This window comes from Streptomyces sp. NPDC001407, from assembly GCF_042895325.1.
Classification (GTDB): Bacteria; Actinomycetota; Actinomycetes; order Streptomycetales; family Streptomycetaceae; genus Streptomyces.
The window spans coordinates 95565-107930 of sequence record NZ_JBIAWF010000012.1 but is presented as its reverse complement, the minus strand read 5'-3'; the positions used below and the strand labels follow the sequence as shown (position 1 = coordinate 107930).

At 70.3% G+C, this 12366-nt stretch carries 12 protein-coding genes; 2 read left to right on the top strand and 10 right to left on the bottom strand.

Going from position 1 to position 12366, the window contains the following annotated elements; genetic code table 11:
- Nucleotides 1-4: 4 nt before the first annotated feature.
- Together ACFY1P_RS18295 and ACFY1P_RS18290 are read right to left on the bottom strand one after the other, a co-directional pair.
- Nucleotides 5-1468: a hypothetical protein gene (locus ACFY1P_RS18295; RefSeq protein ID WP_390751121.1), complete on the bottom strand. Its 1464-nt coding sequence runs from the start codon at nt 1466-1468 to the stop codon at nt 5-7.
- Between the two features lie 203 nt (nt 1469-1671).
- Nucleotides 1672-2289 (bottom strand): TetR/AcrR family transcriptional regulator, encoded by a 618-nt coding sequence (locus ACFY1P_RS18290; protein WP_361526490.1) that lies wholly within the window; start codon nt 2287-2289, stop codon nt 1672-1674.
- Nucleotides 2290-2668: 379 nt separating this feature from the next.
- Here ACFY1P_RS18290 and ACFY1P_RS18285 point away from each other — a divergent pair, with 379 nt between their 5' ends.
- A complete protein-coding gene (locus tag ACFY1P_RS18285) occupies nt 2669-4270 on the top strand; it encodes an MDR family MFS transporter (RefSeq protein WP_390751120.1) in 1602 nt (533 codons plus the stop codon).
- 170 nt (nt 4271-4440) lie between these two features.
- Here ACFY1P_RS18285 and mmuM read toward each other — a convergent pair whose 3' ends face one another.
- On the bottom strand, nt 4441-5358 hold the full coding sequence (mmuM, locus tag ACFY1P_RS18280) for a homocysteine S-methyltransferase (RefSeq protein WP_390751119.1): 918 nt from the start codon (nt 5356-5358) through the stop codon (nt 4441-4443).
- Between the two features lie 38 nt (nt 5359-5396).
- Entirely contained in the window at nt 5397-6320 is a 924-nt protein-coding gene (locus ACFY1P_RS18275) for an LLM class F420-dependent oxidoreductase (RefSeq protein WP_361526483.1), read from the bottom strand.
- Nucleotides 6321-6556: 236 nt separating this feature from the next.
- On the opposite strand from ACFY1P_RS18275, the gene ACFY1P_RS18270 reads away from it, so the two are divergent.
- Nucleotides 6557-6760, top strand: a complete 204-nt coding sequence (locus tag ACFY1P_RS18270) for a hypothetical protein (RefSeq protein WP_361526480.1) — start codon at nt 6557-6559, stop codon at nt 6758-6760.
- An 11-nt stretch (nt 6761-6771) separates the two neighbouring features.
- Here the strand turns inward: ACFY1P_RS18270 and ACFY1P_RS18265 are convergent, their stop codons facing one another.
- From ACFY1P_RS18265 to ACFY1P_RS18240, 6 genes are all read right to left on the bottom strand, one after another.
- Nucleotides 6772-7230 carry a DUF6099 family protein gene (locus ACFY1P_RS18265; RefSeq protein ID WP_361526477.1) on the bottom strand — a complete coding sequence of 153 codons (459 nt, stop codon included), beginning with the start codon at nt 7228-7230 and terminating at the stop codon, nt 6772-6774.
- Between the two features lie 151 nt (nt 7231-7381).
- Nucleotides 7382-7726 (bottom strand): nucleotide pyrophosphohydrolase, encoded by a 345-nt coding sequence (locus tag ACFY1P_RS18260; RefSeq protein ID WP_390751172.1) that lies wholly within the window; start codon nt 7724-7726, stop codon nt 7382-7384.
- A gap of 98 nt (nt 7727-7824) precedes the next feature.
- The gene (locus tag ACFY1P_RS18255) at nt 7825-9015 is read right to left on the bottom strand and encodes an AAA family ATPase (protein ID WP_390751118.1); all 1191 of its coding nucleotides are present in this window, start codon (nt 9013-9015) and stop codon (nt 7825-7827) included.
- 24 nt (nt 9016-9039) lie between these two features.
- The gene (locus tag ACFY1P_RS18250) at nt 9040-9447 is read right to left on the bottom strand and encodes a cell division protein SepF (protein ID WP_390751117.1); all 408 of its coding nucleotides are present in this window, start codon (nt 9445-9447) and stop codon (nt 9040-9042) included.
- A gap of 255 nt (nt 9448-9702) precedes the next feature.
- Entirely contained in the window at nt 9703-10230 is a 528-nt protein-coding gene (locus ACFY1P_RS18245; protein WP_390751116.1) for an RNA polymerase sigma factor, read from the bottom strand.
- A 61-nt stretch (nt 10231-10291) separates the two neighbouring features.
- The gene (locus ACFY1P_RS18240) at nt 10292-11578 is read right to left on the bottom strand and encodes a condensation domain-containing protein (RefSeq protein ID WP_390751115.1); all 1287 of its coding nucleotides are present in this window, start codon (nt 11576-11578) and stop codon (nt 10292-10294) included.
- Nucleotides 11579-12366: the final 788 nt, after the last annotated feature.

Sequence of the window (12366 nt, the reverse complement as noted above, 5' to 3'; positions counted from 1 at the left end):
GGTGTCAGTACTCCGGGATGTCGTCCTGGACGGTGGCGGAGCTGGTGGCCATCCTGGAACCGCGCTGCTCCCGGTATCCCGGCAACTGGCGCACCATGCCGTGGAACTGTTCCCACTCACGCGCGCTGTCGAACCGGACGGACGCGATCTCCCGGGCGAACTTCTGCTCGCGCCGCCCCTCCCGCCTGTTGCGTAGGACCAGTTGCACGGAGCCGCCGGCCTTGGCGGACACCGCTCCGATGTCCCCGACGACGCCCCAGGTGTCGTTGCCGGTGATCGCGCTGAAGACGGCACCGCCCACGACGACGACCACTTCGATGACGGGGGTCCACTGGCGGGCCATCGTGCGGCTCACGCGGCGGCCCGCGGCGATCCGGACGATCTCGGAGTTGAGCTTGACGTAGCGGTCGAAGACGCGGCCCACCCGGTCGTGCCAGGCGTCGCTCTGCCGCAGGCTCCAGACGTCCTCCAGGGTCAGGGTGTCGACGGCCGCCGGTGTCAGCCGGTCCTGGACGGTGGAGAACGCCTGCCGCCGCAGGAACAGCAGCAGTTGTTCGGGGTCGGTGACCACACCGCTGGGGGCCGTCCGTACGTCCCGCCACTCCTGGAGGGCGATCCGCCGGAGGCTGCCGGAGGGGGTGAGCGGATGCATGCCCAGGGCGTCGGCGAGGTTGACGTTGTAGATGAGGTCCAGCAGTTGCTTGATCTCCCCGGCGAACGGCTTGGTCCGGTCGTAGCGCACGTCCGACACAGGCAGGCCGGGCACGGACACGAACTCGTCGTAGAGCACCCTGCGGGAGACAAGCTGGTCGCGCGTGCGCCGGTCGCTGCTGAAGCCGACGAGCCGGTGGAGCCGGGCGCCGAACTGCGGGGCGCGCTCCGGCGGGACGCCGACCTGGGAGGCGAGCAGCGGGATGTCCGTCGCGGTGAGCCGCTGCACCTGGCCCGCGAAGGGGTTGAAGAGGGCGTTCCTGGTGGCGTCCCGGTTCTCCTGGTCCTCCCAGGACAGCCGTACGCAGGTGATGCGCGAGCTCGCGGGCATGCTGTCGACGGTCTCCTGCCAGGCGGTGAACGCCTCCTCGTCGACGCTCACGTTCGGCGGGCGGGCGGCCGGCTCGCGCTCGTTGACGAGATAGGGCACCAGCGAGCCGTCGCCCAGCAGCTTCTGGTGGGCGCGCCGGGCGGCGCCGCCCTCCACGAGGTCGCAGCTCACGGCCCGGTTGTTGTAGAAGAAGACCCGGTTGACCACCACCTGCCGGGTGTTGATGAGGCTGCGGAAGAACTCGGCGCGCGCCTCCTTGCTCCGGATGTCCTCGACGTCCCGGAGCGACTTCCCCTTCTCGATCATCTCCTTGGTCAGTCGCGCGCTGACCCACTCGTTGTCCAGCGACTGCGCGATCACCGCCCCCGGCGCCAGCTCCGCCGGCCGTTTCCTGGAGATCGCGTCATCGGTGCCCTGAGTAGTCATGCATACCACCCGATCGTCCGGACTCCTGGGCCGAAGAAGACCCAGGCTCCCCGTTCCGCACTCTGTTTCCGGAGCCTCCCACGCTATCGGTGAACTCGTGGCCTGGGGCGGGCGTCGGCGTAACTGGGGCTGGTGCTGAGGGAGTTACCGTTGGGGGCAGGGTGAAGGAGGCGGCGACTGCCGCTTCCCAGGGACCGGTGCACTCACCGCCCGTCGCGCTCCACAGCGAGGAAGCCCTGGTCCAGGACGCGACAGGCCTCCTCCACGTGCCGTTCGCGCTCCGCCTTGTCCGCGTCGACGGTGACGCATGCCATCACCCTGAGCGAAGCGACCACAGCGGCCGCGCCGAGCCGCACGGTGTAGGAGTCCTCGGGCAGGCGACGGCGCTGTGCGATGCCCAGGGCGACGGCGTGGACGAACCGGGCGGACATCTGGGTGGCCTGCGGATAGAGGACGGGATTGCGCTCGGTGACCTCGCGGACGATCTCGGCGAAGCCGCCCTCGGCGGCGTCGAACACGACCGACGACAGGGCCCGGAGGGCGGCACACACGGCGCTCTCGGACTGCGGCCTGGCGACGATCATTTCGACGAAACGGGCGTCGTCCGTCTCGTCCCACGCCAGGAACACCTCGTCCTTGGTCGCGAAGTGGTTGAAGAAGGTGCGCCGGGACACCCCGGCCTCGGCGCAGATCGCGTCGACGGTGACCTGGGCCGACCCGTGGGAGCGGGCCAGCTCGTTGGCGGCATCCCGCAGGCGCGCCCTGGTCACCAGCTTCCGCTGTTCGCGCCGGCCCAGCTGCTGGTCGTGCCACTCACTCACTGCCGCGTCCTCGCTCCCTGCGCATTGCCGCCCGTCACCAGTAGACCTGCGCAGCGCACGCTGCCCTCAAGACCATCTTGTTGCACTCATTGCACCGTCAAGGTTACAGTCAAACGCGAGAGTGCAATGAGTGCAACTGTTGAATGTGGCCCCTGCATCGAACGCACCGACCATGATGGACCCCCAGATGGCCGGCCCGACCACGGAAACCGGCATGCCGGCCCACGCGGGCCCGCGGCTCCGGACCACCTGCAACCACTGACACACAGCGTTGAACCGCGCATCGCGGACAACTCGACAGTACGTAACCGAAGTTCAACGGGTACCGCGCCTGGGCGTTCGGTCAGGCGTCACGTAAATGGGAGATTCGAAGATGGGGATGTCGCAGAAGCAAGCGACACCACTTGGCATACCGGGGACGACAGAGCAGAGCGACAAGAAGCCGGCCAGCGTACACACGGTGCTGGGCGCGCTCATGCTGGCCATGCTGCTCGCCATGCTCGACAACATGATCGTGGGCACCGCGATGCCCACGATCGTCAGTGAACTGGGGGGAATGAACCACCTGTCCTGGGTGGTGACGTCGTACACGCTGGCCACCGCGGCCTCGACGCCGATCTGGGGCAAGCTCGGAGACCTGTACGGCCGCAAGGGCGTCTTCCTGACGTCCATCGTGATCTTCCTGATCGGGTCCGGACTGTCCGGCACGGCCCAGGACATGGGCCAGCTCATCGGCTTCCGCGCCGTGCAGGGCCTGGGCGCGGGCGGCCTGATGGTCGGCGTCATGGCGATCATCGGCGACCTCATCCCGCCGCGTGAACGCGGCAAGTACCAGGGCATGATGGCCGGCGTCATGGCCGTCGCGATGATCGGCGGGCCGCTGGTCGGCGGCGCGATCACCGACCACATGGGCTGGCGCTGGAGCTTCTACATCAACCTGCCGCTCGGCGCGATCGCGCTGATCGCGATCACCGCCGTACTGCACCTGCCGAAGAAGCGGTCACAGGCCCGCATCGACTACGTGGGCGCGGCCCTGCTGACCATCGGCATCACCTCGCTGGTCCTGCTGACCACGTGGGGCGGGACCGAATACGCCTGGCTGTCGGGCCAGATCATCGGGCTCGGCGTGCTGACCGTCGCCGCCATCGCGGCCTTCGTCCTCGTCGAGCGCAAGGTCAGCGAGCCGGTGCTGCCGCTGCGCATCTTCCGCGACGGCAACTTCTCCCTGATCACCGTCATCGGCTTCCTGGTCGGTTTCGTGATGTTCGGGTCGATGACCTTCCTGCCGCTGTACCAGCAGATCGTGCAGGGCGCCTCGGCCACCAACTCCGGGCTGCTGCTCCTGCCGATGCTCCTCGCGATGATGGCGGTCTCGCTGATCGCCGGCCGCTACACCACCGCGACCGGCAAGTACAAGATCTTCGTGGTCGCCGGCTCCGCGCTGATGACGGCCGGACTCGGGCTGCTGTCCCTGATGGGCACGGACACCACCCGCTTCACCTCCGGTGTCTACATGGCGGTGCTCGGCACCGGCATGGGCTGCCTGATGCAGACCAGCATGCTGATCGCCCAGAACAGTGTCGAGATGAAGGACATCGGCGTCGGCTCCTCGTCCGCCACCCTCTTCCGCACGATCGGCGGCTCCGTCGGCGTCGCGGTCTTCGGCGCCCTCTTCACCAACAAGGTCCAGGACGTGATGCAGCAGCGGGCCGGCAGCGGTGGCGCCGCGATCGGCGGCGCCCAGCTCGACCCCAAGAGCCTGGCCAAACTGCCGGCCGTGATCAAGGACGCCTACCTGCACGCGGTCTCCAGCGGTACGCACCTGGTCTTCACCTGGGGCGCGGTCATCAGCATCCTCGGCTTCGCCCTGGCCTGGTTCCTCAAGGAGACCCCGCTGCGCGGAGGCCCCTCCGAGCCGGCCAAGGACACGGAGCCCGGGGACGCCTCACCGGAGCGGGCGGCCGGAGCGCCGTCCGCCTGACCCGGCCTTGAACCCCTGCGGCCCGGCGGCCCTCGGTGTACGCCACTGTCATGCGTACGCCGGGGGCCGCCCCCGTGGCAACGGGCCCTTCCCGTACGGGACTCACGCCGCCGGGCCCCCGGCCGCCCTGACGGTCCGGGCACGCGCTGCGGCGGGAGCGCGGCCGCCGACTACGGCTCCAGGGCGCGTGCCAGTCGCGCGATGTCCTGCGGACCGACGCGGCAACAGCCGCCGATCAGGCGGGCACCCGCCTGACGCCACGCCGCCACCCGCTCCGGGCCGAACGTCGGGCTGCCCCGCCAGGCCCGCTCCCGCGCGTCCCACCGCTCACCGCTGTTGGGATAGACCACGACAGGCTTACCGGTGACCTCCGCCGCCAGCCGGACAGCCCCGTAGGCATCAGCCGGCTCACAGCAGTTGACGCCGACCGCGAGGACCTGGTCGTTGCCGGCGGCGAGGGCGAACGCCTCCCGCAGGGGCTGCCCAGCACGGGTGCGTTCACCACTCACGCTGTACGACAGCCACACGGGCACCCCGCACCCCTCGACAGCCCGCAGCAGCGCCTCGGCCTCGTCCACATCCGGCACCGTCTCCAGGGCGAGGACATCGGGGGCAGCCTCTGCCAGCGCCTCGACCCGCGGCCGGTGGAAACGCGCCAACTCCGCGACGCTGAGGCCGTACCGACCGCGGTACTCACTGCCGTCGGCGAGCATGGCGCCGTAGGGACCGACGGAGGCGGCGACCCAGGGGGGTGGGGGCCCTCCCCCCTCCCCTCCCTCCCCCGCCCCTCTCGCCAGCCCCACACTGCTGCGCAGCAGCTCCGCCGCCTTCGCCCGGCCGATGCCACGGGCGGCGAAACCCTCGAACGTGGCCTGGTAGCTCGCCGTGATGAGCACCCGTGCGCCTGCCCGCACATAGGCCGCGTGTGCCCGCTCGATCTGTTCCGGCCCGTCGGCAAGCAGCCGGGCCGACCACAGGGCATCCGACAGGTCACAGCCCTGCGCCGCCAGTTGGTTGGACAGACCACCGTCGAGGACGAGCGGACCGCTCGCGAGCGCGTCGGCAAGGGGGACAGTGGGGGCAGGCATCATAGATGCTCCTCAGGCCACGTCGGCTGTCGCCGCCGTCAGGTCAGCTGGGACTGGACCTTCGAGGAAATCAGCTCCAAGTGGTCGAGGTCGTCGAGGTCCAGGATCTGGAAGTAGATCCGGGACGAGCCGATCTCCGCATACCGCCCGATCTTGTCGACGACCTCGTCCGGCGAGCCCGCCAGACCATTGGCCTTCAGCTCGGCCACATCACGGCCGATGACCGCCGCCCTCCGTGCCACCTCCGCGTCGTCCTTGCCCACGCAGGCGACCAGGGCGTTGGAGTACACCAGGTCGCCGCTCTTGCGGCCGACCTCCTCGGCGGCTGCGCGGACCCGGCCGAACTGCCGCTCGCTGTCCTCGATGGAGGCGAAGGGGATGTTGAACTCGTCCGCGAACTTCGCGGCGAGCCTAGGGGTCCGCTTGGCACCGTGCCCGCCGATGAGGACCGGCAGCTTGTCCTGCGCGGGCTTGGGCAGTGCCGGGGAGTCGATGAGCTGATAGTGCGTGCCGTGGAAGGTGAACGTCTTGCCGGCCTCCGTCTCCCACAGTCCCGTGACGATCTCCAGCTGCTCCTCCAGGCGCCCGAACTTCTCCTTGGGGAAGGGGATGCCGTAGGCCCGGTGCTCCTCCTCGAACCAGCCCGCCCCCAGCCCCAGCTCGATCCGTCCGCCCGACATCTGGTCGACCTGCGCCACCTGGATGGCGAGGACGCCGGGCAGCCGGAACGTGCCGGCGGTCATCAGGGTGCCGAGACGGATACGGCGGGTCTCCCGGGCGAGCCCGGCCAGCGTGATCCAGGCGTCGGTGGGGCCCGGCAGTCCGTCGGCGGAGCCCATCGCGAGATAGTGGTCGGACCGGAAGAAGGCGTCGAAGCCCAGCTCCTCGGTGGCCTTGGCGACGGTGAGCAAGGTGTCATAGCTCGCCCCTTGCTGGGGCTCGGTGAAGATACGCAGATCCATGCCCCCATCCTGCACTGCCGCACGTGCGTCAACCGTCCGTACCCTCCTTCGCCCCACCCACCCCGGTCGGGTGAAATTCGGTCGTCGGCACCGGGCGGGAAGTGTCCGCCGGGCCCGGTGATCGTTGGCTCGGGCGGAGCCGGACCGCCCGGCCCGCGCACCGGTGTCCGCTGCCGGAGGCGACGACCGCGACGCCGCCCGCCCGCACCGGGAGGGCCAGGGCCGAGGAGGCCGCGATGACCCAGGAAGCCGTGCCCGACGGATCGGTGCCCGCACAGTCCGCTCCCCCGCAGCAGGGCGCGCCCAAGGGACTGCTTCAGCAGATGGAGGAGCTGATGGCCGCGCTGAACGCGGACCTGTCGCAGCTCGACGCCGATCTGCAGTCGCCCGCGCAGCCGTCCGGCGAGCGGCCCTCTTCCGGCGAAGGCGGTGCGGGCTGATCGTCGGCGCTTCACGCGGCGCCTCCTTCCCGCTCGCGGAGCGCGAGCCGTCTCTGTAACCAGCGCACGCGGTCGCTCGTCTCGTCCGCGGCGTCGATGGCCTCGATGCACTGCCAGTAGAGAGCGTCCTCGTCGGAGGAGCAGGCGACGCCCACCAGGGCTATGCCGACCTCTCCGAGGAGGGCGCAGAGCCCGGTCAACGCGCTCCAGTGGTCGCGCACTTCGGTGAGCTGCGCGGCCCTTATGGGGCCGGTGCGCAGGGCCTGGCGCAGCGCGCCGGAGGCGCGGGTGCCTGCTTCGCTGAGGCCGCCCGCCGCGGCGCGGGCCTCGAAGGGGCCGTGGACGGCGAGGTGACTGCCGATCGCTCCGGCCAGGGCCTGTGTCTGCCAGGCCTCGATGACGATGTCCTGGACGGCCCTGGCCTGCGCCAGGGCCGTTCGCGTGGCTCCGATGAGCCGCGTTGCCTCCATGCCTGGTCCCCCACATTCCGACACATTCCGACTGCCGGTTTTCCGGCTGTGCGCCTGTCACTTTGTCACTACCCAGAGTGATGAGTAACCGCCGGAAAAGCCAGGGGAATTCAGAAATCTGTGGATACCAGATGCGGTGTGGATAACTCAATCACTCCGGAGAGTGACGGCCGGGCGAATCCGGAGTGGGTTCTTCCGGTGCGGGGAAGCGGTGTTCGTTGCGCTCGATCTTCGCGGAGAGCGCCGCGGCGGCGTCGATGCCCAGGACTTGGCAGAACTGGAGCAGGTAGGCCAGGACGTCCGCGACCTCGTCCTCGACCCGCCCCGCCGTGGCGGGGTTGTCCATCACCCGCGCCGATTCCTCCGGTGTCAGCCACTGGAAGATCTCGACCAGTTCGGATGCCTCGACGCTCAGGGCCGCGGCCAGGTTCTTGGGGGTGTGGAAGGGCTGCCAGCGGCGGGCCGCCGCGAAGTCCGCGAGCCGGCTCTGGAGCACGTCGAGTTCGCCGTCCGGCCGGGCCGTCCGCGGCGGTCCGTCGTCCTGGCCGCGCGACGGTGCGCCGGTACGCCCTGATTCCTGATGATGTTCTTCGGTCACACGCCCAGGTCTACCATCGACGCCACCACTGTCCCCTCCCCCGCCTCCTGGGGCTCATGGGGCCCCTGGAGCACGTCTCCCCTGACGGTTCCCACCAGGCGCACATGCCCCCGCTCGCACATCCGCGCCGCCAGGGCCAGCAGGGAGCGGGCCTGCCGGGGGTCCAGGCAGCGGTCGAAGCCGTCGGCGAGCACGGTCAGGGCCTGCCGGGCGGGCAGCACCTCGGCGACCGGGTCCATGTCCAGCACGCCGGGGCCCGTCATCAGCACCAGGCTCAGGGCGAGGTAGCGCAGTTCGCCGTCGCCCAGCCGCTCCAGGGGCGTGTCCGGGCCCACGTCGCGGGCCAGCACGCCCCGTACGAATCCGCCGTCCAGGCCCTGCACGGACAGGCCCTCCACCGGGCCCCGGCAGCCCGCGCCCACGGCGGCGACCAGGGCGGCGTGGCGGGTGGAGCATTCGTGGCGGGTGCGGCCGAGCACGGCGGCCAGGTTGTCGCAGGCCCTGCGGAGCAGGCCGTCGCGCGCGGCGACCGGCGTGCGCATCAGCTCGGGCCTGGGGTCACAGGCGAAGACGGAGCGCAGGGCCACCACGACCTGCTCGGCGGCGTCGAGGACCAGGCGCTGGCCCGCGGTCTTGCCCGCGACGCGGAGCGGCAGCAGCGCGGTGCCCAGTCGGTCGTCGGGCAGGGGTGCCCGGGTGACGGGCACGCTGCCCGCGGTGTGCCAGGCGGCCTCGACCGTACGCAGCCCGGGGTCGCGCAGGGCGGTGGAGAGGAGGGTGCGGCCGGAGCCGGTCAGCCGTTCGCCGACGACGCGGAGTTCGGGTTCGGCCTGGATGGCCACGTCGAGCAGGACCGTGCCCGCGGGTCCGTCGACCGTGCAGCCGATGCGGAAGCCGCGCCGTCCCTGGGCGTCGGGTCTCGCCTGGTGGGGGACGCAGGCGGGGGCGCCGCCCGCGACCGGGGCGAGGGCCTCGTCGAGGCTGTCACCGCCCGCGAGACGGGCTAACGCCTCGTATGCCTGGAGTGCGCTGGACTTGCCACTGCCGCTCGCGCCCCGGAAGAGGGTCAGCGGGCCGAGAGGGAAGACGGCGTTGCGGTGGGACTTGAAGGCGGAGAGCCGGAGTTCGGTCACCGCGGGGCGCTGGGAGTGGGGGGCGGCGGCCGGTCGGGCACGGTGAGTGTCCATGCCCGGACCGTACGGGGCGGCCGCTCAGCCAAACCGTTTCAGCTGATCATTCTTCCTACGATCGGGGTACCCGGAGGCCACCTCGGTGCCCTCCGGCGCGAAGAGGAAGACATTGGTGTCGACCCGGTGCATGCCGCTGCCCAGGCCGAAGACGACGCCGCTGGAGAAGTCGAGGATCCGCTTCGCGACGTCGGTGTCGGCGCTGGTGAGGTCCAGCAGCACCGGGATGCGGGCCATCAGGTGCTCGGCGACCTCGCGGGCGTCGGCGAAGATCTGGACGCGCAGGACGACGAGCTGACGGCGGTTCGGCTCCGGCTCCTCCTCGGGCAGTGCCCGATGGTTGGGCCAGGACGGCCATGAATGGTGTCCACGCAAGGGGACGACCTCCGCAAGGCCCTCCCATTGCTCATCGGTGGCCTCGGACCTGTTCACCGGATCACCCCTCCGGGGAACGTGCTGGCTATGTACATCCCGCAATCCTAGGGACTGGGACGCGGCGTTGCTCCGAATGACACGCGTGGGGGCCTCGGTCATGCCGGCACGGGCCCGTGGGTCGCCGCGCGTGCGGACGATGCGTCGCCGCCCAGGTGGCCGCGGAGGGGTCGGATGTACATCCCTTCAGAATACCAGCAGGTCAAATGCGGTGACGGTGGTTCGGGACAGTCGGTACACTGACCACACGGACCGTCAGGCGGCGCGCTGGTGCCAGGCGTCCTGGAAGTTCCGCCGGGCGCGGTGCAGCCGCGAGCGCACGGTGCCGACCGGCAGGGAGAGGGTCGCCGCCATCTCCTGTTCGTTCATGCCGTAGACGGCGCGGAGGGTGAGGATCTGGCGGTGCTGGTCGGGCAGCCGGTCCATGACGTCGGAGATGTGGACGGTGTCCAGCGGATTGGCGTCCTGGGCGACATCGGGCAGGTCGTCGGCCGAGCCCTGGCTGAGCCGCTTGGAGGTGCGGATCGCCTCCCGCACCGTCACGGCCCGGACCCAGCCGTAGAAGGCCGCCGGCTCGCGCAGGCCGCGGATGCCGCGGTAGATCGCGAGCATCGCCTCCTGCGCGGCGTCGGAGCTGTGCCCGTGGGCGATCGGCAGGCAGAGCCGTCCCACGTAGGGGGCTATGTGCAGGAGGAGGTCGTTCATGGCCTGCCGGTCACCGGCCTGCGCGCGGCGCAGCAGGGGCGTGACGGTGAAGGCGCACGGGTCGTTCAGTGTTCTCACTTCAGGCGCGCTCCTGACTCAGCCTGATGACGGGGGTGCGGTGCGTGCGGGTGGCGGGGCGTCAGTTCGTGACGGCCGTTTCGCTGTGCTCGTCGGCGAATGCGAGCAGGGCCGTGTGCACGCCGTCGCGGATCTCGCGGATCTGCTCGTGGGCGAAGCATTCGGTGCTGTAGGGCAGTTCGATGGCGAGGCGGCCGTCGAAGGAGACGACGCAGCCCATGACGGGGCCCCGGCCGGCCTGGGGGTAGTAGTTGTCGCGGACGGGGATGAGGCGTACGTCGGTGAGCTCCAGGCCGCGGGGGGCGGGTGGGGCGGGGACGCGGCCCATGTTGGTCACGATGACGCTGGTGGCCAGCAGGGCGGGGTTGCGGACGACCTGCGCGAGGATGCGTGTCTCGTGGATGAACTCGCGGCGCTCGATGGCTGTGTGCAGGTTGTCGGTGATCCGGCGGCCGAGCTCCAGCGGGTCGGTGCCGGGGGTGACGTCCACGACGTCCAGGCAGGAGGTGACGGCGGGCACCATGACCTCCCGGTGCAGGGGCGGGGTCACGCGGGAGCGGAGGTCCACGGGTGACATGCAGCCCAGCGCCTTGGTTCCGTCGCCGCCCAGGCGTGCGCGGACGGCCTTGAGCAGGGCGGCGCTGACCAGTCCGTGGACGGAGACGCCGGTGGTCTTCGAGTGGCGGAGGAGGGTGGTGGTCTCCTCGGGCTTCAGGAGTACGCGCTGGACGGCGACCTTGTGTTCCCCTGCGGGGCGTTGGGTGCCCGCGGCTTCGTAGGGCAGGGCGGTGACGGGGTGGCTCCTGGTGCGCTCGACGCGGCGGGCGAGGTAGCGCTCGGTCTCTTCGGGCGGGCTGGGCGGCAGCAGGTCGGTGGCGGGCGCGGGCCAGTCGTACGCCGGGGCCGCCGGGGCGGTGGTGGCGCCGTCGGCGAGCGCCGCGTAGGTGCGCCACATCGCGTCGTAGAGGGCTATGGCGCTGTGGCCGTCGGTGATGGTGTGGTCGACGCTGAGCACGACGGTGTGATCGCTCTCGCCGCGCAGGAGGACGGCGCGTACGAGGGGGCCGCCGTCGGGCAGTGGGGTGTTGTGCTCGTCCATGAGGGCGGTGGGGCCGCCGGGGCGCACGATGAGGCGGGGCAGGTCGGCGTCGTCCAGTGGCCGGAGGACGTAGGTGTCGTCGTCTTCCTGGCCGATCCGGGAGCGCAGGGAGGGGTGTTCGGCGACCTTGGCGTCGAAGGCGGCGGCGAGGAGTTTCTCGTCGAGGTCGCCGTGGACGGTGCACGAGAGCACGGCGCGGCTCCGCTGGGCGACGTAGAGCGTCTCCGCCGGGCACAACTTGCGGTGCATACCACTTGCCTTTCATGTTTCAGACTTCAGCGGGGTGGAAATCGCCGGTCCGGCGGAGGGGTTCGGCCAGGCGTTGGCCGAAAATCGATGGTGTGCGGTGCGGCTTGCCCTCGGATCGTCTCGCCCGCTGAAGCGGAATCGCGGTTTCAGTGAAGCGGGATTTCCGTCGTCTTTCAAGAGGCGTCGTGCGGGACCGGTGCGTGGCTTACCTCTCACGACGGTCCGGTGGGGTGTCGCTATTCTTTCCCGTACGGAGCCGCTAGGTTGGGGCATTCACCTGATGGCCAGTCAGGTCGGTGCACTGTTTGCACGCGGGCGCGGTACAGGGGTTGCCCAGGGCACCTTCCCCTTGGTCCGGACCGCCGCGGAAGGCGCGCCGGCGTCGCCTCGAAACGTTTCCTTGACGCCTTCCGTATGCCTCCCGGATATCGCGAGTCAGCTCTTTATGCATGGTCGGGCACCAGACCGGAGCCCCTGGTTCAGGGTGAAATCAAAGCGAGTTGGCTCCCCGCCGGAAAGTCAAACGGAACTTGGAACGATCTTCCCTTGACTGCCCGAGTTCCCCTCATGCAGGGTTAATCCCGGTGGAAGGGCCGCCTCGCCGTGGCGCTCTCAAGGCCGACCCAATGCGCCGCATCCTGCCGTGTTTTGCGATTCCTTGAGCGCCCCCGCACATACCGTTTCCCGGTCGTGGAGCCGATCGCAAGCGCCCGCCCAACGTAGCCCTGCGAGGGAGTCCCGCAGGGCTTTCTCCGGCAGAAAATTCCATACACCTACTGAGGGTTGGT